Below are 23,525 nucleotides of genomic sequence, written 5' to 3'. Positions count from 1 at the left end.
GGCGCTCCGGGCATGGGCGACGCGGCGTGGGTCGGCAGCGACGGCAGTGCGATCACTGACGGCGCTTCGACGGCCTGTTCCTGCGCATGCAAGTTCGGTGCCGGGCCGGCCGGGCTGGCCAGGATGATCAGCAGCACGCGGCGGTTGGCGTTGCGGCCTTCGAGGGTGGCGTTGTCGCCGATCGGCCGGAACTCGCCGTAGCCGATCATCGCCAGCCGCTCCGGCGGAATTCCGTCGCGGACGAACAGGTGCACCACGCTCGCCGCACGGGCCGAAGACAGTTCCCAGTTGGACGGGAACTGCGCGGTGCGGATCGGGCGGTCGTCGGTATAGCCTTCCACGCGCACCGAGTTGGGCACGTTGCCCAGCACTTCCGCCAGCTTGCCGACGGTCTGCTGCGCCTGCGGGTCCAGCGCCGCCGAACCGGTGGCGAACAGGATGTCGCTGTTGATCTGCACTTCCAGCCACAACTCGGAGCGCTTGATGACCACCAGCTTCTCGTCGATCAGCGGCGCCAGCGCGCGCTCCAGGTCATCGGCGATGCGCTTGAGCTCGCCCTGTGCGCTCTGCAGGCCCTTGGCGTCCAGCGAGAGGTTCATCTGCGAGGCCATCGCCGCCAGCAGGGTGACATTGGGCGAAGGCGAAGGTGCGGAGGGTCCCTGTTTGGCGCCGGACTTGATCGGCGAGGGCCGGTCGAAGTCGGCGCCCTGCAACTGGTGGTTGCCCACCTGCACCGGGTTGATCGTGCGCGGGGCACCGCCGAAGGCCGCCGTGAGCGCATCGGCCATCACGCGGTACTTGCCCTCGTTGATGGTGGAGATGGCGTACATCACCACGAAGAAGGCGAGCAGCAGCGTCATCAGGTCGGCGTAGGGGATCGCCCAGGCCTCGTGGTTCGCGTGCTCCTCGTGTTTCTTCCTGCGCGCCATCGCCGTCGTTCCGCCGGGATCAGTGCAGGAAGCCGGCCAACTTGGCCTCGATGTTGCGCGGGTTCTCGCCCTGCGCGATCGCGATCAGTCCTTCGATGATCATTTCCTGTTCGCGGCTGCGCCCGCCGATCACGCTCTTGAGCTTGCTGGCGATGGGCAGGAAGAACAGGTTGGCCGAGGCGATGCCGTAGATCGTCGCGGTGAACGCGGCGGCGATGCCATGGCCCAGCTTGCTGGGGTCGGCGAGGTTCTTCATCACCGCGATCAGGCCGAACACGGCGCCGATGATGCCCAGCGTGGGGGCGTAGATGCCCATGGCCTCGAAGACCTTGGCGGCCGCGAGATCCTGGTGTTCCTGGCCGTTGAGGTCGATCTCCATCATGTGGCGGATCGATTCGGGCTCCACGCCGTCCACCAGCATCTGCAGGCCCTTCTTCAGGAACGGGTCGTCCTGCTGGTTGACCAGCGGCTCCAGCCCCAGCAGGCCCTGCTTGCGGGCGATGTTGCTCCAGTCGACGATCTCGGCGATCAGCGCATCGCCATCGGTGCCTGGTGGCCGGATCACCCAGCGCACGATGGACAGCGCGCGCTTGAATACCGGCGGCGGCGTATGCACCAGGATCGCGGCGATGGTGCCCAGGATCACGATGACGAAGGCTGCCGACGACCACAGCGAGGACAGGCCCGCGCCCTTGAGGATGCTGCCGCCTACCAGGGCGACCAGCGCCAGGATGAGTCCGATGAGGCTGAAGATGTCCATGTGCAGATCTATCGGCCCGGTTCAGGTGGACTTGAGGTGCGCTTCTTGTAGGAGCGACGTGAGTCGCGACCGCGATCACACAGGCACCGGAATGTCATGTTGCGCACGATGTGCGGTCGCAGGCAGTTGTATTGCTGTTGTAGGAGCGACGTAAGTCGCGACCGTGATCACACAGACATCGAGCTGCCGTGTTGTGCAGGGCGTGCGGTCGCGACTTACGTCGCTCCTACAGGGAGCACAATGCTTCACGCCGTCGCGCGCAGGCCGTCCACGTCGAGGATCAGGGCCATGCGGCCGTCGCCGATCAGAGTGGCGCCTGCGTAGCCGGGCAGGCCGCGCACGGCGCGTGGCAGGGGCTTGATGACGACTTCTTCGCGGCCGCGCACCTGGTCGACGATCAGGCCGAAGCGTTGTTCGCCCATCTGCAGCACCACGATGGTGAGCAGGGGCGTCATCACCGGGTCCACCTGCAGCCAGTGGCGCAGGTCGACCAGGGGCAGGGTATGGCTCTGGCGGTCAAGCACGGCCTGGCCATCGAACCAGCGCAGGCTTTCGGACGGTGCGTGCAGCACTTCCATCACGCGCGCGAGCGGCAGCGCATAGACGGGGTCGCCGGCCTGCACCAGCAGGGTGGGCAGGATCGCCAGGGTCAGCGGCACGCGGATGACGAAACGGCTGCCGCGCCCGATGTCGGAGTGGATGGTGATCTGCCCGCTGAGCTCGCGGATGCGCGATTGCACCACGTCCATGCCCACGCCGCGGCCGGAAATGTCGGTGACCTCCGCCTTGGTGGAGAAGCCGGGCAGGAAGACCAGCTGCAGGCATTCGTCGTGGGTCAGGCGCGCGGCGGCTTCGGGATCGATCAGGCCCTTTTCCAGCGCCTTGGCGCGCAGGCGTTCGGGATCGATGCCCGCGCCGTCGTCGCGGATTTCGATGGTGACGAAGTCGCCTTCCTGCTGCGCCGACAGGCGTACGTGGCCGGCACGCGGCTTGCTGCAGGCTTCACGCAGGCTGGGCACTTCGACACCGTGGTCGATGGCATTGCGGACCAGGTGCACCAGCGGATCGGCCAGCGCTTCCACCAGGTTGCGGTCCAGCTCCGTCTCGGCGCCGACCAGTTCCAGGTCCACTTCCTTCTGCAACTGGCGGGCAACGTCGCGCGCGACCTTGGGAAAGCGCGAGAACACCTTGCCGACCGGCTGCATGCGCGTACGCATCACCGCCGTCTGCAGGCGCGCGGTGGCGATGTCGAGGCTGCTGACGGCGCGGTCCAGTTCTTCGTCGCGGATGCGCGCGCGCAATGTCTTCAGGCGGTTGCGCGACAGCACCAGTTCGCCCACCAGGTTGACGATGGCGTCCAGCCGCTTGGTGTCCACGCGGATGGTCTGTTCGGTTTCGCCGCCGGTTTTCGCGGCCGGCTTCGGCGCGGCCGGCTTCGCAGGCGAAGGTGCCGGTCGCGCGACGGGTGCAGGCGCGGCGGCGCGGGTGGGTGCGCCATCGCCGTGCAACTGGTCCAGCAAGGCCTCGAACTCGTCGTCGCTGATCAGGTCCGCGCCGGCCGCAGCGGGCGCGGCGCTTGTCGCGGCGGTGGGTTTCGGCGCGGCGGGTGCGGCATCCCCCCGGGTATCGAACTGGTCGATCAGCATCTGCGGGGCGTGCGGCGGGTCTTCGCCGGCACCGATCGCATCCAGCATCTGTTGCAGCCAGTCCAGCGATTGCTGGGCGGCATCGAAGTGTTGCGGTTCCAGCGTCGCCTGGCCGGCGCGCACCAGGCCCAGCGTCTCTTCGGCCGCATGGCACAGGTTGACCATCGGCTGGATGCCGAGGAAGCCGGCGCCGCCCTTCAGGGTGTGGAAGCCGCGGAACACCGCGTTCAGCTGCTCGCTGTCGGAGGGGTCCTGTTCCAGCGTGACCAACTGCTCGCCCAGCCGGTCGAGGATTTCCTGCGCTTCGATCAGGAAGTCGGCGGCGATTTCAGGGGTGACGGCGGACATGGGCGGGGCAGGTACCGGGACGGGGGATCAGCGGGAGGAATCGAGCAGGTGCAGGGCGTGCGCGTGGCGACGCCGCAGGAAGCGGCCGACCAGGACATCGCAGACCAGCAGCGATCCCACGAACAGCAGGACGAGGGGATGGCGGGAACGGCGGGCGGAAGCGTCGGGCATGGCAGGTCTCCGGTTCCGCTGCGCGTTCGCGGGTGCCTACAGCCCCAGTCCGGAGAGCAGGTCGTCTGCGTCGTTCTGTGAAAACGCGTTGCGGTCCAGACCAGCAACGGCCGGACCGGCCAGATCTGAAGGGTTCTTCTTCTCCGGCGGCGGCAGGCCCAGCGCGCCGAAGCCCTCGTGCACGCGACGGACGATGCCCGCGACGCGGCGGATGATCTGGCCGGTGAGGTCCTGGTAGCTCTGCGCCAGGGCCATTTCCGACAGGCCCTTGCCGATGCTGTCCACCAGCGCCGCCTGCTCGGGCGACAGCGCGGTGCCCTTCAGTTGGGTGGCGTAGCCACGGCACTGTTCGGCCAGGTCCAGCGTGGTGTGGCTGGCCTGTTCGGTCATTTCCACCACATGGTCCAGGCGCGCGCAGGCGTCGTCCAGCTCGCCCGGTCCGGTGGGCGGCAGTTCGCCCAGCGTCTGCGCCAGCTCGCGCGCCAGGCGGCCCAGGCCCTGCATCATCGGCTGCGTGCGCCAGGCGGCGATGGCATCCAGTTCGCGACGCCAGCCGGCTTCGTCGCCCTGTTCCAGTGCGTCCAGCGCGTGCTGCAGTTTTTCCACCAGCGCGGCGCGTGCGCCAGCGACATCGGCCACGGCGCTCATCAGGCGGCGGCTCCCAGGCGTTCGAAGATCTTGCCCAGCTTCTCTTCCAGCGTCTGCGCGGTGAACGGCTTGATGATGTAGCCGTTCACGCCGTTCTGCGCCGCTTCGATGATCTGCTCGCGCTTGGCCTCGGCGGTGACCATCAGTACCGGCAGGGTCTTGTAGCGGTCGTCGGCGCGGATGGCCTTCAGCAGCTCGATGCCGGTCATGCCGGGCATGTTCCAGTCGGTGACCACGAACTCGAAGCTGCCCTGGGACAGTGCGGTCAACGCGCTGTTGCCGTCTTCGGCCTCGGCGGTATTGGTATAGCCCAGGTCATTGAGCAGATTCTTGATGATGCGGCGCATGGTGGAAAAGTCGTCCACGATGAGGATGCGCATGTTCTTGTTGGCGGTCACATCGAACTCCAGTAAAGCGTGCCCGGTCAGGGGCGACGGCAAGGCAGGGGCTGCACGCGGCGGCCTACCGGAGCCTTATCGGCAGGCCGTGGGGATTCTTCAGTCGTTGTCTTCCAGGCCGGCGTCGGCCTTCTCGAACACCTGCAGGCGTCCGCGCAGCCGCACCATGGCCTGGCCGTGGATCTGGCAGACGCGCGACTCGCTGACGCCGAGGACGGCGCCGATCTCCTTCAGGTTGAGCTCCTGCTCGTAGTACATGGACAGCACCAGCTGCTCCCGTTCGGGCAGGTGGCCGATGGCCTTGACCAGTTGCTGGCGGAACTCGCTGCGCTCCAGGTGTTGTTGCGGCGAGGGGCCGCCGGTACGCGCGGTGTTGGGTTCGCCATGGTCGTCGATGTGCGATTCCAGGCTCAGCACCTGGCCACGCGCGGCATCTTCCATCAGGCGCAGGTATTCGGGCAGTGGCATTTCCATCGCACTCGCCACTTCGGTGGCGATGGCGGCACGGCCGGTGCGCTGTTCGATCTCGCGCACGGTGGCGGCCGCCTGGCGGGCGCGACGGTGGACCGAGCGCGGTACCCAGTCGCCGCGGCGGATCTCGTCGATCATCGATCCGCGGATTCGGATGGAGGCGTAGGTCTCGAACGAGGCGCCCTGCTCGGCATCGTAGCTGCGCGAGGCTTCCAGCAGGCCGATCATGCCGGCCTGCACCAGGTCGTCGATCTCCACGCTGGCCGGCAGGCGCGCGGCCAGGTGATGGGCGATGCGGCGGACCAGGTCGGCGTGCTGGGTGACGAAATCGTTCGCACTGCTGCGCTGTACGGCGCGGTATTGGGCGGCGGCGGTGTTCATGCGGCGACTCCCCGCTGGATCAGGCGTTCGACGAAGAACTCGACGTTGCCGCGCGCTCCCAGCGGCGGCTGCCAGCGTGCCGTCATGCGCGCGATCTCGGCGATGGCACGGGCCGACGGGCTGCCCGGATAGGCTTTCACGACCGGCTGCTGGCGCTGCACCGCACGGCGCAGCCAGTCGTCCTGCGGCACCGCGCCGAGGTAGTGCAGGGCGACATCGCCGAGGAAGCGCTCGCAGACGCGGGCGAGCTTTTCATACAGCTTCCGGCCCTCGTTGGGGTCGCGGACCATATTGGCGATGACGTGCACGCGGTCCAGGCCGCGCTCGCGCGCCAGCACCTTGATCAGCGCATAGGCGTCGGTGATCGAGGCCGGCTCGTCGCAGACCACCACCACGGTGTCCTGCGCGGCCTGGCAGAAGGTCAGCACGCTGTCGGTGATGCCGGCGGCGGTGTCGACCACCATGAAATCCAGCGCCCGCTGCAGTTCGGAGAACACGTTGACCAGGCCCACGTGCTCGGCCGGCGCCAGTTCGGCCATGTGGCGGAAACCCGACGAGGCGGGAACTACCAGCACGCCCTCGGGGCCTTCCAGCAGTACGTCTTCCAGTCCGCAACGTCCTGCGACCAGGTCGGCGAGGGTGAACTTCGGCGACAACCCGAGCAGCACGTCCACGTTGGCCAGGCCCAGGTCGGCATCCATCAGCAGCGTGCGCTTGCCCATCCCGGCCAGCGACACGGCCAGGTTGACCGACACGTTGGTCTTGCCCACGCCGCCCTTGCCACCGGTGATGGCGATGACGCGCACGGGATGGAATGCGCCGGGGGCCGGCGGCGTGCTGCGGGGATTGGTCTGCAGCAGGTGGTCAGGCGACATGGGTGGCCTCGGTCGAGCAGGGTTCGTCGGCTTCGCGGCGCAGCTGGTCCAGCCGCAGCACGAGGTGGGCGCTGTTGGCGCGGTGGAGATCGTGGGGAACGCGCTGGCCGTCGGTCACCCAGGTCATCGGCAGCTGGTGGTCCACGACCACCGACAGGGCGCTGCCCAGGCGACCTGTCTCGTCCAGCTTGGTCAGCACCACGCCTTGCGGCTGCACGCTGCTGAAGCGGCGGACGACCTCGTCCAGGTCGGAGAAGTGCGAGTTGGCCGGCAGGCACAGCAGGGTCTTCACCTGGCCCGATGCGCGCAACCAGTTGAGCTGGCCCACCAGGTTGCGGTCGCGCTGGCCCAGGCCGGCGGTGTCGATCAGCACCAGCTTGTAGTCGCGCAGGCGCTCCAGCAGCAGCGCGAGGGCCTGCGCGCTGTCGGCCTCGTGCACGGCGATGCCGAGCTGGCGGCCGTAGCCGTGCAGCTGCTCGCGACCGCCGACCCGCACGGTATCGGTGGTGATCAGTGCCACGTCGCGTGCGTTGTAGCGCTGTGCGAAGCAGGCGGCGAGCTTGGCGATGGTCGTGGTCTTGCCCGCGCCGGTGGGGCCCACCAGGGCGATAACGCCGCCGGTTTCCAGCAGGTCGGTATCGACCACCGGCAGCTTCTTCGACAGCAGGCCCAGCATCAGGCCACGACCGCGGTGCAATTCGGTGTCGGCGGGAATCTGCAGGGCGATGTCGCGGGTGATGCCGGCATCGAAGCCGTAGTCTTCCATCAGTTCCATCGCCTGCATCCGCACCGGCGAACCGCGCAGGCGTTCGTCGGTGAGGCGGTGCATCTCGCGCTCGATCATCTCGCGCATGGCGGACAGTTCGCCGCGCATCTGCACCAGCTGCTCGTCGCTCTCGCGGGCGTGCGTGGCGTTGTCGGTGACCACGGTCAGCGTCGGCACGGTGACGGCGGCGGGCACCGGTACTGATGCGATCACCGGTGCACGCGTGGTGTGCAGCGCGACGACCGGCGCAAGCTCGGGTTCCGGCAGCGACACCGGCGGCGCGATCGAGGGCAGCAGCGCATCCAGGTCGAGCGTGTCATCGGCGTCGGCGCGCGGCGCGGGCTGACGGCGCGGCGGTGCAGCGGGTTCGCTCGCGGCGACCGGCTCGTTGGCGGGAGCGGCCGGCAGGCAGGCGGCCAGCTTGGCGGCGAAGGATTCGGGTTCGATCAGCAGCGGCGCGATGTCGCGGACGACCGGCGCCGGGATCTCGCCGGTGATCTGCGCGGGCGTGGCGGCCACCGGCGCGCGTGGCGCTGCGATGGGTGCTGCCGGCGGTGCGATCGACGCTGGCGCGGCGATAGCCGGCTTGGCGGTCCCGGCATGCGGGGCAGCGGGGGCGGCCGGCTGGCGGCGGGCGAAGTAGCTGGCGGCGGCTTCGGCCGGTGACAGGGCCGGAGCGTTCGCGGTCGGTGCCTGTGGCGCCGGGTCGAGCAGCGGATGCAGCGGCGCAGGGGGCGTGGCCGGGCGCATCGCTTCCAGCGTGCGCTGCACCAGCGCTTCGTCGTAATTGCTGGCGGCGACGATCTCGATGCCATCCTCGGTCACCCGGTTGGACAGGATCACCGCGTCCGGGCCGTGTTCCTGCCGGACCATCGCGAAGGCGGTGCGCATGTCGGGGGCGACGAAGCGTTTGATTTTCATGGCGTGCTATCCGGTTCGATGTCGCGTCGGGTTCTGCTGCTTCCGGTCTCAGCTGATCGTGCCGACCAGCTTCAACCGCTTGTCCTCGGGAACCTCGCTGTAGGCCAGCACCGACAGCGAGGGGACGCTGTGGCGGACCAGGCGGGCGAGGGCGGCGCGGACCGAACCCGGTACCAGCACCACCGCAGGCTCGCTGCGGGCTTCCTGCTTGTTCACCACGTCGGCGAGGCTCTGGTGCAGGCGTTCCGCCAGTCCCGGTTCCAGCGCCGCGCCGGTTCCCTGGGTACTGTCCTGCAAGACGCGTTCCAGATTCGGCGCCAAGGTATAGACGGGCAGTTCCGGCGCCATGCCGGAGATTTCCTGCACGATGAAGCGGCCCAGCGAGGTCCGCACCGCGGCGGTCAGCGCGGCCGGATCGGCGTTCTGCGGGGCGAACTCGACCAGCGCCTCGACGATGCGGCGCAGCTGGCGGATCGGCACGCGCTCGATCAGCAGGTTCTGCAGCACGCGCACCACGGTGGCCAGCGGCAGCGCCTTCGGGGTGAGGTCCTCGACCAGCTTCGGCGCGCTGCGGCCCAGCTGGGACAGCAACTGCTGCACTTCCTCGTGGCCCAGCAACTCCGGCGCGTGTTCGCGCACCAAGTGCGAGAGATGGGTGGCCATCACGGTGGCCGGATCGACCACGGTATAGCCCAGCGATTCGGCGGTGGCCTTCTGGTGCGACTGGATCCACACCGCGTCCAGCCCGAACGCCGGGTCCTTGCCGGGGATGCCGTCGATGGCGCCGAACGCGCCGCCCGGATCGAGGGCCAGCTCGCGGTCGGGATGGATCTCGGCCGACGCCACCGGCACGCCATGCACCAGCAGGCGGTAGCCGTTGGACGGCAGTTCGAGGTTGTCGCGGATGTGCACCGGCGGCACCAGGAAGCCGAGGTCCTGGGTCAGCTTGCGGCGCACGGCCTTGATCCGCGACATCAGCTCACCGCCCTGGTTCTTGTCCACCAGCGGGATCAGCCGGTAGCCGACTTCCAGGCCCAGCGGATCGACCGGGCGCAGTTCGTCCCAGGTCAGCTCGGCGTTGCGGTCGGGGGCACCGGGTGCAGGCAGGGCCGCTAGGTCGCCGGCAGCGGCCTCGGGGCTTTCCTGGGTCCGCTTCCACATCTTCCAGGCCAGGTAACCGATGCCGGCGGCCAGCGTCAAAAAGGCGACGTTGGGCATGCCGGGCACCAGCCCGACCAGGCCCAGCACGCCGGCGGCCACTGCCAGCGCCTTGTGCTGGCCGAACGCTTGGCCCATCACGGCCTTGCCCATGTCTTCCGAGCGCGAGGCGCGGGTGACCAGCATCGCCACCGCCGAGGACACCAGCAGCGCAGGCAACTGGGCGACCAGGCCGTCGCCGATCGACAGCAGGGTATAGGTCGAGGCCGCTTCCGCAGCGGGCATGCCGTGCTGGAACATGCCCACGGCGAAACCGCCGATGAGGTTGATGAACAGGATGAGGATGCCGGCGATGGCGTCGCCGCGGATGAACTTGTTGGCGCCGTCCATCGAGCCGTAGAAGTCGGCTTCCGCGCGCACTTCCTCGCGGCGGGCCTTGGCCTCCTCGCGGGTCAGGACGCCGGCGTTGAGGTCGGCGTCGATGGCCATCTGCTTGCCGGGCATGGCGTCCAGGATGAAACGCGCCGACACCTCGGCGATGCGCCCCGCGCCCTTGGTGATGACCACGAAGTTGATGATGGTCAGGATGGCGAACACGACGATGCCGACCGCGTAGTTGCCGCCCACCACGAATTCGCCGAAGGCGGCGATGACCTTACCCGCAGCTTCGTGGCCGTTCTGGCCGTTGAGCAGGATCACGCGCGTGGACGCCACGTTCAGCGCCAGCCGCAGCATCGTGGTCATCAGCAGGATGATCGGGAAGATCGTGAAGTCCAGAGGACGCTTCACGTAGATCACCGCCAGCAGCACCACGAGCGAGATGGCGATGTTGAAGCTGAAGAGCGCATCCAGCACCGGCGGTGCCAGCGGCACCACGATCATGGCCAGCAGCGCCAGCACGACCAAGGGGGCGCCGAGGCCGTTCTTCAGCGTCTCCATCCAGCGCATGCCGCCGACGGGTTGCGCGCTCATGCCTTGCCCCCGTGCTCATCCACGTCCACCGCGGGCAGGTCGGGCAGCGGCGCCTCGCCCACGCGCCAGGCACGCAGCTGGTACACGTAGGACAGGATCTGGGCGACGGCGGCGTAGAGTCTCACGGGGATTTCCCGGCCAAGTTGACCTTCGCGATACAAGGCGCGTGCCAAAGGGGGCGCCGAGACGATGGCGATGCGGTGGGCATCGGCCACTTCGCGGATCCGCATGGCCAGTTCGTCCACGCCCTTGGCGACCACCGTGGGTGCGCCCATCTGCCCGGCCTGGTACTTCAGCGCGACGGCGTAGTGGGTCGGGTTGACCACGATCACGTCGGCGGTCGGCACGTCTTCCATCATCCGGCGCTGCGACAGCTGGTGCTGCATCTGGCGGATGCGGCCCTTCACCTCCGGGCTGCCCTCGCTCTCCTTCATCTCCTTGCGCAGCTCTTCACGGGTCATCTTCAGCTTCCGTAGCCAGTTCCACTTCTGGTAGGGCGCGTCGATGGCGGCGAGCAGGATCAGGCCGCCGGTGGTGGCCAGCAGCAACGTGCTGGTGAATTTCAGGCCGCTGCGAACCGCTTGTTCGAGCGGCATGGTCAGCAGTTCGCGCAGCGGATTCAGGCCCAGCTTCAGGCAGATCGCCGCCGCCCCGCCGATCAGGGCCACGCGCAGCAGGGACTTCAACAACTCTGCCACGCTCTCGGCGCCATACAGCCGCTTGAGGCCGGCGGCGGGGCTGAGCCGCTTGAAATCCGGCATCAGCGCCTTCTGCGAGAACTGGACGCCGCTCATCGCGATCGGTGCGGCCAGGCCGGCCAGCACACAGATGCCGGCCACCGGCGCGACCACGGCCAGCAGCTTCAGCAGCAGCAGGCCGACATGCCCGAACAGCTGGTCCGGCTGGCGCATCAGCGCGGGGTCGGGTGTCAGCGCGATCTTCATCCAGCCCAGCGTGTCGCGTGCCAGGCCCGGACCCATCGCGATGATCGCCAGCACGCCGGCCCCGAAGACGGCCGCCGTCGCCAGCTCGCGCGACCGCGGGATGTTGCCCTGCTCACGGGCTTCGCGGCGTCGTTTTTCGGTAGGAAGTTCTGTGCGTTCGCCGCTTTCGTCCTGCTCAGACATGGCGCGTTTCCGACGGGGTCGGAGGGGGCACTGCAAGACCTGTTCCAGTTCGTGACCGCGGTGCGACGTGGAATTGTCTAACGTCGATGGCAGCCGCTAGGATGCGGACCGATGCTCCGTCTTCTCCGCCGCCATTGCTTCCGGCTGCTGCGCCTGCCCGCGCTGGCGGTGCTGTTGCTGGCCGTGCTGGCGAACCCGGTACTGGCCTCGCTGGGCGACCTGCACGAGCTGGGCAGCGGCGGCGACCATCTGCATGCGGTCAGCGAACATGCGGGTGAATCCGCAGGCAACGACCATGGTCATGCGGATGGGGAGGCGGGCGAGGGGGATCTTCTGCACGCCCTGATGCACGCCAGCCACTGCTGCGGCCACCTGACCGCCATCGTGCCCGCGGCGATGCGCGTGCCCGCCATGAAGCTGCTTTCCGCCGCGCCCGTCGCGGCCACGGTGCCGGTGCCACGCGCGCCGGCCACGTCCCTGCTGCGTCCTCCGATCAGCGCGTGATGTCCATGCCGGGCTGACGTCTTGTCGCCCGCGCTCCATCACCGACTTTCCGGAGAATTCCCATGAGGTTGCGACTGGCGGCACTGGCCGCCTTCGCGATCGCGCCGTGCGTACATGCACAGGCGCCATCGCCCGCTGTTGAGTCCCTGACGCTGGACGACGCCATTGCGCGCGTTGCCCGTGTCCATCCCGACCTGCGCCTGTTCGGCGCCCGCACCGACGCACTGCTTGCTGAGCGCGACGCCGCGATCCTGCGCCCACCGTTGAGCGCCGGCATCCAGGTGGAGAACATGCTGGGCACGGGCGACGCCCGTGGTTTCTCCGGGGCCGAACTCACGCTGACATTGGCCGGCGTGCTGGAACGGGGCGGCAAGCTGGATGCCCGCCGCACGCTGGCACAGGCGCGCATCGATGCCCTGGCCGTGCAGCGCGAGGCGCAACGCCTTGACCTGCTGGCGGAGGTGGCGCGCCGCTATCTGGCCGTCACCGCCGCGCACGCGCAACACGAGATCGCCGAACAGGACGGCGCGCAACGCCGCCGCACCGTGGCGGCCGCGCGACAGCGGCTGCAGGCAGGCGCGTCCCCGGAGTCGGTGCTCCTCACCGCGCAGGCCGCACTGGCGCGTGCAGAGATGGCGGCGGCACGTGCGAAGCAGCAGCAGGACGCCGCGCGCCAGCATCTGGCCGCGCTGTGGGGCGAGCGTGATCCCGGGTTCGCAGTGGCCCCAGGCGATCCTCTGGCGCTGCCGGCCATCGAAGACACGCAAGCCCTGGCCGCGCTGCTGCAAGGCACGCCGGAACTTGCCCAGTTCGCCGACGAGCGCCGCCTGCGCGAGGCCCGCCTGCGCCTGGCGCGCAGCAGCGGGACGGCAGACCTCGATTGGCAGGTCGGTGTGCGCCGGCTGCAGGAAAGCGGCGACACGGCACTGGTCGGCAGCGTGTCGCTGCCGTTGGGAAGCGCGCGCCGTGCCGGCCCCGAAGCGAGGGCTGCGGAAGCAGACCTGGCGGCGCTGGACATCGAGCGCGAATCGCGTGATATCGCACTGTACTCGACGCTCACCGACGCCCACGGCCGCTATCGCGTTTCGCAGCTCGAAGTGCAGCGCATGCAGGACGACGTGCTGCCGCGCCTGCTGCTCGCCGAACAGGCGGCCGAGCGTGCCTACCGGGCCGGCGCGGTCAGCTACCTGGAGTGGGCGCAGTTGCAGTCCGACACCACCTCCACTCGCCGCCAGCAACTCGAGGCTGCGCTCGAAGCACACCGCGCGTTGATCGAACTCCAACGCCTTACCGGCCAAGCCCTCGTGGCCGGGACCGCAACTGCCGAACAAGGAAGCACGCCATGACCCTGCGACCTCTCCTGCGCGCGCTCGCGCTCTCCCTGATGCTGGCAGGCTGCGGCGGCGCGACCGACAGCGCGTCCACGGACGACCACGGCCACGAAGAAGGCGGCGCACACGAAGACGCCGATGCCGCACGGGGTGGACACGGTGGCCGACTGCTGAGCCAGGACGGTTTCACCGTCGAGCTGGCGATCGCTGAAAGCGGCACGCCACCCAGGTACCAGGCCTGGCTCTACCGTGGCGGCAAGCCGTTGCCCGCGAGCGCGGGCAGCGTGGAGGTCCGCCTCGTCCGCCTGGGCGGGGTGCGCGAAACGCATGCGCTGACGCCGCAACCGGACGGCAGCCTGCTGGCGAAGACCGTGGTGGGCGAACCGCACTCCTTCGACGTCGAGGTGGTTGCGAAGATCGAAGGGCGCACGTTGCGCTGGACCTACGACAGCTACGAAGGCCGCACCACCATCGCCGCGAAGATCGCCGAGGAATCCGGCATCCGCGTGGCACCGGCACAGGCCGGCACCATCGCCGACGAGCATGAAGTGCAGGGACTGCTGACGCCGGTCGAAGGACGCGTGGCCATCATCGCCGCGCGCTTCCCCGGCCCCATCCGCCGACTGGCCGCCAACGTGGGCGACCGCGTGCAGGCCGGCCAGACGATGGCCACCGTGGAAAGCAATCTCAGCCTGACCACGTATGCCGTCACCTCGCCGATCACGGGCGTCGTGCTGGCGCGGCATGCGACCGTGGGCAGCGTGGCGGGCGAGGGCGCCACGTTGTTCGAAGTGGCGGACCTGTCCACCTTGTGGGTGGACCTGCATATCTTCGGCGCGGATGCGCAGCACATCGTGCCCGGCGTACCGGTGACGGTGACCCGGCTGAGCGACGGCGCCACCGTACAAACCACGCTCGAACGCGTGCTGCCCGGAACCGCCACGGCCAGCCAGAGTACGGTTGCCCGGGCCACGCTGGAGAATGCGGATGGACTGTGGCGTCCCGGCTCCGCGGTCAAGGCACGCATCACGGTGGAGCAGCAGCCTGCCGCGCTGGTGGTGCCGGTAGCGGCGCTGCAGACATTCCGCGACTGGGAGGTGGTGTTCGTGCGCGTGGGCGACACGTATGAAGTGCGGCCCGTCGAACTCGGCAAGCGCGATGCGCGACAGGTGGAAGTGCTGTCCGGCCTGAACGCCGGCGACCAGGTGGTGGTGGAACAGAGTTACCTGGTGAAGGCCGACATCGAGAAGTCGGGGGCATCGCATGACCACTGACCGATCCCTTCCGGCATCGCACGGATTGCTGGAACGCATCCTGCGCTTCGCCATCGCGCACCGCTGGCTGATGATGGCGCTGACGTTGGCACTGGTCGTGGTCGGCGCCTGGAGTTTCAGCAGGCTGCCGATCGATGTCACGCCCGACATCACCAACGTGCAGGTGCAGATCAACACGCAGGTGGACGGCTACTCGCCGCTGGAAGCGGAACAGCGCGTGACCTATCCCATCGAGACTGCACTCGCCGGCCTGCCGGGGCTGGACCATACGCGCTCGATTTCCCGCTATGGCCTGTCGCAGGTGACCGTGGTCTTCAAGGACGGCACCGATCTCTATTTCGCCCGCCAGCAGGTCGGCGAGCGCATCCAGCAGGCCAAGTCGCAGCTCCCCGTCGGGCTGGAACCCGGCATGGGACCCATCGCCACCGGCATGGGCGAGATCTTCATGTACACGGTGGAAGCAAAACCCGATGCGCTGAAGGCCGACGGCACCCCGTACACCGCCACCGACCTGCGCACGCTGCAGGACTGGGTGGTGAGGCCGCAACTGCGCAACGTGCCGGGCGTGACCGAAGTGAACACGATCGGCGGCTTCGCGCGGCAGATCCACATCACGCCGGATCCGGCACGACTGGTCGCGCTGGGGTTCACCCTGCACGACGTGGTGGAGGCCGTCGCGAGCAACAACCAGAACGTCGGCGCGGGCTACATCGAGCGCAACGGCCAGCAGTTCCTGGTGCGTGCGCCGGGCCAGGTGGCCGACCTGGACGGCATCCGCGACATCGTGCTGGACCGCCGCGAAGGCGTGCCCATCCGTGTGCGCGACGTGGCGCAGGTGGGCGAGGGACCGGAGCTGCGCACCGGCGCGGCCACGATGGACGGCAAGGAAGTCGTGCTGGGAACGACCTTCATGCTGATCGGCGCCAACAGCCGCGACGTGGCGCGCGCCGTGGCCGCACGGCTGGCCGAGGCCAACCGCAGCCTGCCCGCGGGCGTACGCGCCGAACCCATGTACGACCGCACCTCGCTGGTGGACCGCACCATCCGCACCGTGGCGAAGAACCTGGTGGAAGGCGCGGTGCTGGTGATCGTGGTGCTGTTCCTGCTGCTGGGCAACGTGCGCGCGGCGCTGATCACCGCCGCGGTGATTCCGCTCGCCATGCTGTTCACGCTGACCGGCATGGTGCGCGGCGGCGTGTCGGGCAACCTGATGAGCCTGGGTGCGCTGGACTTCGGCCTGATCGTGGATGGCGCCGTGATCATCATCGAGAACTGTCTGCGCCGCTTCGGCGACCTGCAGCACGCGCTGGGTCGTCTGCTGACGGAGGAGGAGCGCCTCGATGCCACCGCCTCGGCAACGGCGGAGGTCATCCGTCCCAGCCTGTTCGGCCTGGGCATCATCACCGCCGTGTATCTGCCGATCTTCGCCCTCACCGGCGTGGAGGGAAAGATGTTCCATCCCATGGCGATCACGGTGGTGCTGGCGCTGACCGGCGCGATGGTGCTGTCGCTGACCTTCGTGCCCGCCGCCGTCGCGTTGTTCATGCGTGGTCGCGTGCAGGAGAAGGAGACCCGCCTGATGCAATGGGCGCGGCGTGCGTACGCGCCGGCGCTCGCATGGGCGCTGCGCCGCCGCATGCTGGTCGGCGCGGGTGCGGCGTTGCTGGTCGTGGTGTGCGGCGTACTTGTCACGCGCCTGGGCACCGAGTTCGTGCCCAGCCTGGACGAAGGCGACATCGCCATGCACGCCATGCGTATTCCCGGCACCAGCCTGGACCAGGCGGTGCGCATGCAGGCGACGCTGGAGGCACGCATCAAGCAGTTTCCGGAAGTGCACCGCGTGTTCGGCAAGCTCGGCACGGCGGAAGTGGCGACCGATCCGATGCCGCCCTCGGTGGCCGATACGTTCATCATGCTCAGGCCGCGCGCCGAATGGCCCGACCCGCGCAAGCCCAAGGCCACGCTGGTGGCGGAGATCGAACGCGCCGTCCAGCAGATTCCCGGCAACAACTACGAGTTCACCCAGCCCATCCAGATGCGCATGAACGAGCTGATCTCGGGCGTGCGCGCGGACGTCGCCATCAAGGTCTATGGCGATGACCTGGACGCACTGGTGGAACTCGGCGAACGGATCGAGGGCGTGACGAAAAACGTGGATGGCGCGGCCGACGTGCGGCTGGAACAGGCGACGGGACTGCCACTGCTGACGATCACGCCGGACCGCCAGGCGCTGATCCGCTACGGACTGAACCCCGGCGACGTGCAGCACACGGTGGCCACCGCCGTGGGGGGCGAAGTGGCAGGGCAGTTGTTCGATGGCGATCGCCGCTTCGACATCGTCGTGCGCCTGCCGGAGGCGCTGCGCCAGGATCCGGCCGCGCTGCACGACCTGCCCATTCCGCTGGGGCGCAGCGACAACGAGGACGAATCCACGCGCTCCGCTGCATGGGATTCCGGCACGCCGCGTACCGTGCCCCTGCGCGAGGTCGCGAAGATCGAGACCACGCTGGGACCGAACCAGATCAACCGCGAGAACGGCAAGCGCCGCGTGGTGGTGACCGCGAACGTGCGCGGCCGTGACCTGGGCGGCTTCGTGGCGGAGCTGCGGGAGAAGATCGGCGCCGGGGTGGAGGTGCCGGCCGGCTACTGGGTCGAGTACGGCGGCACGTTCGAGCAATTGATCTCGGCCAGCCGGCGGCTGGGCCTCGTGGTGCCGACGACCCTGGTGGTCATCTTCGCGCTGCTGTTCTGGGCGTTCGGCTCGGCGAAGGACGCCGCCATCGTGTTCACCGGTGTGCCGTTGGCACTGACCGGGGGCGTCGTGGCGCTGGCGTTGCGCGGCTTGCCGCTCTCCATTTCGGCCGGCGTCGGCTTCATCGCGCTGTCGGGCGTGGCCGTGTTGAACGGGCTGGTGATGATCGCCTTCATCCGCAAGCTGCGCGAGCAGGGCACCCCGCTTGATACCGCCGTCGTCGAAGGGGCGCTCGGCCGCCTGCGTCCGGTGTTGATGACCGCACTGGTGGCATCGCTGGGCTTCCTGCCGATGGCGCTCAATGTCGGGGCGGGATCGGAGGTGCAGCGTCCGCTGGCCACGGTGGTGATCGGCGGCATCGTCTCGTCCACGCTGTTGACGTTGCTGGTCCTGCCGGTGCTTTACCGGTGGTGGTGGAGCAGGCAATGAGCTCAGCGACCATGCCTTGCCGGATGATCCCGATACCGTCATCCCGGCCGATGCTGGATTCCATCGCGTGCGAATGCAGGGACTTTCAGTTCAAGCGCCGATGGGTCCTGGCGTTCGCTGGGACCACGGCAGGGAAACCGGGGCAGTGACGCGTGCGAAGCCGCCGGTCGGCCACGCGATTCAACGCAGGCCTAGAACAGGTCGTCGGCGATCACGTAGCTGTCGCGACCGGCCGACTTCGCGCGGTAGAGCGCGGCGTCGGCGCGCGAAAACCAGTCGTGCCAGGTCTTTTCCTGCTCGCGCAGCAGCGCTGCGCCGAGCGAGATGGTGATACGCCCGCCGGGACCGCGCAGGGCGCTGCGCACGGCCTTGCGCAGGCGCTCCGTGGCGGCTTCCAGGTCCTGGCTGTTGTCGAGGTCCAGCAGGGCGACGAACTCTTCGCCGCCGAAGCGGAACACCTGGTCGTTGCGGCGCATCTCGAAACGCAGGATCGAGGCGAGGTCGGCGATGGCGGCATCGCCGGCAGCATGTCCGTACTGGTCGTTGACGTCCTTGAAACGGTCAAGGTCGAGCACGACCAGCCCGTAGTTGTGTCCGCTCCGCTGGAATGTATCCACCGCATCCGCAAGCGCGCGCTCCATGCTGCGCCGGTTGGGGACGCCGGTCAGCGCATCGATCGCGGCCAGCTTCTCCAGCCGCGCCCGGTCTCCCTGCGTGCGCTTGGCGAAGATGTACGAGAAACCGGTGATCAGCAGCACGCTGACCGCCACGGACGTGGCGTGGAATCCGTCGTGGAAGAAGTCGGGCAGCAACTGCACGCCGACCAGGATGACGAGGTTGGCGGAGGCCGCCAGCCAGCGGTTGGCGATGAAGAAGTTGGTCAGCAGTACCAGGTAGATCCATGTCAGTGCGGTGTGTCCCGCCATCAGGCACGCCGCCAGCGTGCCTGCCGAGTTCAACACGCACAGCGCTGCGCCGGCCCGGATGCTCTCGCCGGTTCGCCAGGCATACAGCACAGGCAGCATGACGCAGGCGACGATCGCGAAGTCGAGCCAGGCGAGGGCGTGCTGCCCGCTGAGCCAGCGATAGATGCCGAAGACGGTGATGGTGACGCCCGTGATCGAACCCAGCAGGACGATGATGTCGAGGCGGAAGTCGCGGCGGGTCGGCTTCATGGCAAGGGCCGGATGCGCCCGGGGGCGGGATGCTTCTTCGTCGTTCAAACGTTCACGCGATCGCAGGCAAGTCGGCGGAGATGGACCACCGCGCAGTGTATGCGGTTGCCCGTGGACGGGCGTGATGAGAGTCACGCTTGGGCGTTGGCATCGGCGTGCGCGAGCGCTCGGCAGCGCGTGCCGGATTCGCATGGCACGGCGTTCGGTACGTCATTGCCCATTCAGTGCGGAGCATCAACACTCCGGCCTCCCGAAGCAGGAGAAGTGGCATGAGAGCATTCGCACGCTGGGCCGTGATCTTTGCGGTATGCGCTTCCGCCTGGGCGGGCGCCGAACCTGTCCATGCGCAGACCGTGGGCTACAACATCCGCACCGGTGATGTATGGGTCGACACCCGCCTGGGAGAGATCAACGACTACGGACGCCGGTACCGGGACCCGTTCGTTTCCGAGATGACCGGGCACTACGGCGCGCCGCGCTCGCTGGTCCTGGATCTGCTCGACCGTCGCGGGTGGGCCCCCGCCGATGTGTACTTCGCCTGCGCCATCGCGCGCGCGCTCGGCATTCCCTGTCTGGATGTCGTGCAACGTTACGAACGCAATCCGGGCCAGGGTTGGGGCAACCTCGCCAAGCAGATGGGCATCAAGCCCGGTTCGCCGGCCTTCCATGCCCTGAAGAATGGGGCGGTGGGCACCTACGACCGCTGGGGCTATCCCATCCGCATCGACCAGCGCACCAGCGTGGACTGGTCCAAGCATGGTCCCGGCCAGGGCAAGGGTGCAGGCGGCCGGAAGCCGGCGCAGCAGAGCCAAGGCGGCAAGCCTGCCCACGCCGACCATCCAGGCAAGGGCAACAGCGGGAAGGCTCAAGGCAACAAGGGCAACGGCCGCGACAAGTAATCGCACCGGCGTTGCCCGATCCCATCCACGACAACGGCCGCCGACGCGGCCGTTGTCGCGTCTGTCCCTGCGCTTGCGGGCATCACCCGGCTTTCCAGCGCACCACCCACACTACGCCCAGCGCCAGATTCAGCAGCATGCCGGCGATGGTCAACGCGTAGGCCACCGTGGGGCTGCCCGCGATGGGCAGCAGGGTCAACAGTGACCATGGCAAGGCCAGCAACCAGGCGAATGCGTGCGCGAGGGGGTCGGGCTGCAACCCCAGTAGTTGATGCTCGGAGACATGGATCAGTCCCAGCGCGCCAACGCAGCACAGCAGGTAGAAAGCGAGCAGGGCGCAGGAGGTGGCGCGCATGGCGGTTCCTTGCGCAGGAGCGGGCGCGAGCAGCATGACACCTGGAACCACCCCGGAATGGCCCGTGGCCGGACATGTCTGGCGGGCTTCCGATATACGGCGCCCAGGTGCGCCGTGGCTCAGGCCGTCAGCGCTTCCAGCGTCTTGAATACCTGCGGCACGGCCATGGCCGGGGTGCCGCCATTGACCGAGACGGCACGCAGGCCGTGCTGGTAGCTCTGCCAGATCATTTCGTCCGCGTGCTGGATGTCCACGCCACGGAATTCACCGGCGGCCATGCCGCGGCTGAGTTCCTGGCGCACCGGCTCGCGCATGCGGCGCAGTGCGGTGTTCATTTCCGCTTCGACACTCGGCGACCAGCGCGCCGATACGCTCCAAAGCGCGGGGAACGCGATGAAGTTGGCGGCGTCCTCGCGCGCCGTCCAGAAATAGAAATCGAGGATGCGCTGGGCATGCGTCGAACCCTGCGGGCGTTCCACCATGGGCGCCTTCCGCGCGGTGTAGTCGCGGATCAGCAGGGTGGCGATGATGTCCGCCTTCGTCTCGAAGTGCAGGATCACGCCGCGGGCACTGAGTCCGGTTTCTTCGCCCAGGTCCATCAGGGTGGTCTGGTCGAACCCCTTGGTGAAAAACAGCCTGCGCGCAGCGATGAGCACGGCTTCCCGGGTCTCCTGGCTGGTACGGCGCTTGTGGGTAGGGCTTGGACTCACAGGCATTCTCCGGTTCGCGGGGGAAGCTCTCCTGCGTCGGCCTGGACCTGGGTCCATTCCGTGCGCTGGCGTATGTGGCGCCTCCCTCTGGCCCATTCTGCACAAATTCATGCAGTTAGTGGAACAGGAGGCGCATACATCATGTGAAACCCGCACGCAGGGGCCTGAATGGCAGGCGCCGCGTGGCCCGTCGGAGGATAACCGCAGTTTCGTTAAGCGCTGATTTGCCGCGCTGCATCAAATGTGAGATCGAAGATGCGCTGTACCGGCGGCCCCAGCTCGCCTGCCAGCAGCGCCAGCAGGAACAACCCCAGCAGCAGCGCCGTCGGCAGGCCCAACTGGATGGGATTGAGGGCAGGCGCGGCGCGGCCCAGCACGCCGAAGGCCAGGTTCACCGCAAGCATCGCGACCATCACCGGCAGCGCCAGCCCGACCGCCGCACGCAGGATGTGGCTGAACAGCATCGGCGCGACTTCGAGCATCTGCTGCACATCCGGCAACGCGGTGCCGATCGGCAGCGAGCGATAACTGTCCACGAGCAGCGAAACCAGCGCCAGATGGCCGTTGGCGGTGAAGAACAACAGGCCGAAGGCCAGGTAGAACCATTGGCCGACGACACCGGAGTTCACCCCGCGCAACGGATCGGACATCTGGGCGAAGGCCAGGCCCGTACCCTGCGAGATCAGTTCGCCCGCCATCGCCCCGGCTTCGAACGCCAGTCGCAGCATGAAGCCCATGCTCGCGCCGACGGCCAACTCGCGCGCCACGTTCAGCACGGTGCTGGCGTCGAAGGCGATCCGGTCCGGCGTGCCCGGAAGCAGCGGTGCCAGCGCCATCGCCAGTGCACCGGCGATGATGACCCGCACCCGCACCGATACGGCGCGCGTGCCGATCAACGGTGCCGCCATCAGCAGCGCGCCGGTGCGCAGCATCGTCCACAGGATGGCGTTGACCATGCCGAAGGCCTGCTGGCCGTCGATGACCATCTGGGTCGCGGGATCCATCGCGTCGCGTCCGCGTCGTCAGCCGATCAGGTGGGGCAACCGCTGGAACAGGTTGGTCGTGTATTCGACCAGCACGCCGAGCAGATAGCTGCCGGTGGCGAACAGCGCCGCAGTCAGCGCGATCGCCTTGGCGACGAAGGCGATGGTGGGCTCATTGAGTTGTGTCGCCGCCTGGATCACGCCGACCACCACGCCGACGATCAGCACCACGAGCAACAGCGGGCCACCGACCCACAGGGCGATTTCCAGGCCGTCACGCAGTTCGGTAAGGGCAAGTTCGGGACTCATCGCGTGCTCCTCAGACGCCGTTGAAGCTGGCGGCCAGCGAGCCGACGATCAGTACCCAGCCGTCCACCAGCACGAACAGCAGGATCTTGAACGGTGCGGACACCAGCATCGGCGACAGCATCATCATGCCCATCGACATCAGCACGCTGGCGACCACCAGGTCGATGATCACGAAGGGAATGAAGATCAGGAAGCCGATCTCGAACGCGGTCTTCAGTTCGCTGGTGATGAACGAGGCCACCACGATCGGGAACGGCACGTCCGCCGGGCTGGCATAGCTGCCGTGGCCGGCAAGACCGGCGAAGGTCATCAGGTCGGTTTCGCGCACCTGCGCCAGCATGAAGTCGCGCAGCGGCCCGGTGGTCATCGTCCACGCAGTGGAGAAATCGATCTGGCCGTTGAGGTACGGCGCCATGCCCTGCGCCCAGGCCTTTTCGCCTACCGGCATCATCACCAGCATGGTCAGGAACAGCGCCAGGCCCACCAGTACCTGGTTGGACGGCGTCTGGCCGGTCCCCAGCGCCTGCCGTAGCAGGCCGAGCACGATGATGATGCGGGTGAACGCGGTCATCGCCAGCAGCGCCGACGGAATCAGCGTGATCGCCGTCATCAGCAGCAGCGTCTGCAACGGCAGGCTGACGGTGTTGTCGCCGATCTGGCCCACGTTGACCTTGGGCAGGACAGGCAGGGTCGGTGCGGTCGGCGCGGCGGGCGTCGCCGCAGGCGCGGGGTTCTGCGCCGGTGCGGCGGCGGGCGCCGTCTGCGCCAGCGCCAGGACTGGCGCGCACAGCCACAGCAGGCAGATCAGGGAAAGAACGAAACGGCGCATCTCAGCTCTCTCTGCGCAGGCGCTTGGCCAGCAGCTCGGCGAAATTCGGCATCGTCGGCGCGGGCGCGACGACCAGGGGTTCGGGCAGCGTGTGCAAGGCCGTGATGCCGCCGGCGGTGACGCCGATCAGCAGCTGCTGCTTGCCCACCTCGATCACCATCACGCGCTCCTTGGTGCCCACCGACAGCATCGAGACCACGCGGAGCTGGTCGCTGGGCCGGATGCCCAGGCCGGCGCCCGGCATGCGCTTGAGCAGCCAGGCCATGCCCAAGATCAGGCCGAGCACCAGGATCAGGCCGACCAGCGCGCCGCCGATGCCGGGCGTGGACGGCGCGTGCTGGCCGATCTTCTGTGCGGGTGCCGCGGCGGTGGCGAGCAGGGCGAAGGCGTGCATGGACATCGAC

Annotated in this window: 21 protein-coding genes and 2 pseudogenes; 5 read left to right on the top strand and 18 right to left on the bottom strand. The window is 68.3% G+C overall.

The features are described from left to right. Window positions 1–80 precede the first annotated feature (80 nt). The 11 genes and pseudogenes from motD to flhB all read right to left on the bottom strand — a co-directional run. A pseudogene (gene motD / locus IB223_RS15555) lies at window positions 81–929 on the bottom strand (flagellar motor protein MotD); the annotation flags it as partial. A 19-nt stretch (window positions 930–948) separates the two neighbouring features. Continuing rightward, entirely contained in the window at window positions 949–1,689 is a 741-nt protein-coding gene (locus IB223_RS15550) for a flagellar motor protein (protein WP_192202667.1), read from the bottom strand. Window positions 1,690–1,934: 245 nt separating this feature from the next. Continuing rightward, on the bottom strand, window positions 1,935–3,683 hold the full coding sequence (locus tag IB223_RS15545; protein ID WP_192202666.1) for a chemotaxis protein CheA: 1,749 nt from the start codon (window positions 3,681–3,683) through the stop codon (window positions 1,935–1,937). A 27-nt stretch (window positions 3,684–3,710) separates the two neighbouring features. Further along, a complete protein-coding gene (locus tag IB223_RS15540; protein ID WP_192202665.1) occupies window positions 3,711–3,854 on the bottom strand; it encodes a hypothetical protein in 144 nt (47 codons plus the stop codon). Window positions 3,855–3,890: 36 nt separating this feature from the next. Then, window positions 3,891–4,502: a protein phosphatase CheZ gene (locus IB223_RS15535; RefSeq protein ID WP_142124922.1), complete on the bottom strand. Its 612-nt coding sequence runs from the start codon at window positions 4,500–4,502 to the stop codon at window positions 3,891–3,893. After that, entirely contained in the window at window positions 4,502–4,882 is a 381-nt protein-coding gene (locus IB223_RS15530; RefSeq protein ID WP_192202794.1) for a chemotaxis response regulator CheY, read from the bottom strand. The genes IB223_RS15535 and IB223_RS15530 overlap by 1 nt, the downstream gene beginning before the upstream one ends. A 117-nt stretch (window positions 4,883–4,999) precedes the next feature. After that, complete coding sequence (locus IB223_RS15525; RefSeq protein WP_192202664.1) at window positions 5,000–5,752, bottom strand: RNA polymerase sigma factor FliA; 753 nt, start codon at window positions 5,750–5,752, stop codon at window positions 5,000–5,002. Further along, window positions 5,749–6,561, bottom strand: a pseudogene (locus IB223_RS15520) (MinD/ParA family protein); the annotation flags it as partial. The gene IB223_RS15525 and the pseudogene IB223_RS15520, both read right to left, overlap by 4 nt. Window positions 6,562–6,616: 55 nt before the next feature. Further along, window positions 6,617–8,314: a flagellar biosynthesis protein FlhF gene (flhF, locus tag IB223_RS15515; RefSeq protein WP_192202662.1), complete on the bottom strand. Its 1,698-nt coding sequence runs from the start codon at window positions 8,312–8,314 to the stop codon at window positions 6,617–6,619. Window positions 8,315–8,362: 48 nt separating this feature from the next. Beyond that, entirely contained in the window at window positions 8,363–10,444 is a 2,082-nt protein-coding gene (flhA, locus tag IB223_RS15510; RefSeq protein WP_192202661.1) for a flagellar biosynthesis protein FlhA, read from the bottom strand. Then, entirely contained in the window at window positions 10,441–11,571 is a 1,131-nt protein-coding gene (gene flhB, locus IB223_RS15505) for a flagellar biosynthesis protein FlhB (RefSeq protein WP_192202660.1), read from the bottom strand. The genes flhA and flhB overlap by 4 nt, the downstream gene beginning before the upstream one ends. Before the next feature lie 111 nt (window positions 11,572–11,682). On the opposite strand from flhB, the gene IB223_RS15500 reads away from it, so the two are divergent. From IB223_RS15500 to IB223_RS15485, 4 genes are all read left to right on the top strand, one after another. Continuing rightward, window positions 11,683–12,075: a hypothetical protein gene (locus IB223_RS15500; RefSeq protein ID WP_192202659.1), complete on the top strand. Its 393-nt coding sequence runs from the start codon at window positions 11,683–11,685 to the stop codon at window positions 12,073–12,075. A 62-nt stretch (window positions 12,076–12,137) separates the two neighbouring features. After that, window positions 12,138–13,421, top strand: coding sequence for a TolC family protein (locus IB223_RS15495; protein WP_192202658.1), 1,284 nt, complete (start codon window positions 12,138–12,140; stop codon window positions 13,419–13,421). Next, a complete protein-coding gene (locus tag IB223_RS15490; RefSeq protein WP_192202657.1) occupies window positions 13,418–14,680 on the top strand; it encodes an efflux RND transporter periplasmic adaptor subunit in 1,263 nt (420 codons plus the stop codon). Before IB223_RS15495 ends, IB223_RS15490 begins: the two co-directional genes overlap by 4 nt. 25 nt (window positions 14,681–14,705) lie before the next feature. Next, window positions 14,706–17,861 (top strand): CusA/CzcA family heavy metal efflux RND transporter, encoded by a 3,156-nt coding sequence (locus tag IB223_RS15485; protein ID WP_192202793.1) that lies wholly within the window; start codon window positions 14,706–14,708, stop codon window positions 17,859–17,861. A gap of 191 nt (window positions 17,862–18,052) precedes the next feature. Here IB223_RS15485 and IB223_RS15480 read toward each other — a convergent pair whose 3' ends face one another. Continuing rightward, complete coding sequence (locus IB223_RS15480) at window positions 18,053–19,036, bottom strand: GGDEF domain-containing protein (protein WP_192202656.1); 984 nt, start codon at window positions 19,034–19,036, stop codon at window positions 18,053–18,055. Between the two features lie 269 nt (window positions 19,037–19,305). On the opposite strand from IB223_RS15480, the gene IB223_RS15475 reads away from it, so the two are divergent. Beyond that, window positions 19,306–19,935, top strand: a complete 630-nt coding sequence (locus IB223_RS15475; protein ID WP_192202655.1) for a hypothetical protein — start codon at window positions 19,306–19,308, stop codon at window positions 19,933–19,935. An 82-nt stretch (window positions 19,936–20,017) separates the two neighbouring features. Here the strand turns inward: IB223_RS15475 and IB223_RS15470 are convergent, their stop codons facing one another. The 6 genes from IB223_RS15470 to fliO all read right to left on the bottom strand — a co-directional run bounded on the left by IB223_RS15470 (window position 20,018) and on the right by fliO (window position 23,515). Further along, complete coding sequence (locus IB223_RS15470) at window positions 20,018–20,290, bottom strand: hypothetical protein (RefSeq protein ID WP_192202654.1); 273 nt, start codon at window positions 20,288–20,290, stop codon at window positions 20,018–20,020. A gap of 119 nt (window positions 20,291–20,409) precedes the next feature. After that, the gene (locus IB223_RS15465; RefSeq protein WP_192202653.1) at window positions 20,410–21,000 is read right to left on the bottom strand and encodes a TetR/AcrR family transcriptional regulator; all 591 of its coding nucleotides are present in this window, start codon (window positions 20,998–21,000) and stop codon (window positions 20,410–20,412) included. A gap of 212 nt (window positions 21,001–21,212) precedes the next feature. Further along, complete coding sequence (fliR, locus tag IB223_RS15460; RefSeq protein ID WP_192202652.1) at window positions 21,213–22,004, bottom strand: flagellar biosynthetic protein FliR; 792 nt, start codon at window positions 22,002–22,004, stop codon at window positions 21,213–21,215. Window positions 22,005–22,022: 18 nt separating this feature from the next. Beyond that, window positions 22,023–22,292 (bottom strand): flagellar biosynthetic protein FliQ, encoded by a 270-nt coding sequence (locus IB223_RS15455; RefSeq protein ID WP_192202651.1) that lies wholly within the window; start codon window positions 22,290–22,292, stop codon window positions 22,023–22,025. Between the two features lie 10 nt (window positions 22,293–22,302). Further along, complete coding sequence (gene fliP / locus IB223_RS15450; RefSeq protein WP_192202650.1) at window positions 22,303–23,121, bottom strand: flagellar type III secretion system pore protein FliP; 819 nt, start codon at window positions 23,119–23,121, stop codon at window positions 22,303–22,305. A gap of 1 nt (window position 23,122) precedes the next feature. After that, window positions 23,123–23,515, bottom strand: a complete 393-nt coding sequence (gene fliO, locus IB223_RS15445) for a flagellar biosynthetic protein FliO (protein ID WP_192202649.1) — start codon at window positions 23,513–23,515, stop codon at window positions 23,123–23,125. Window positions 23,516–23,525 lie beyond the last annotated feature (10 nt).

This window comes from Pseudoxanthomonas sp. PXM03 (assembly GCF_014852005.1).
GTDB lineage: Bacteria > Pseudomonadota > Gammaproteobacteria > Xanthomonadales > Xanthomonadaceae > Pseudoxanthomonas_A.
Note: the sequence above shows the minus strand (reverse complement) of the source record. Positions and strands in the feature narration are given on the sequence as shown.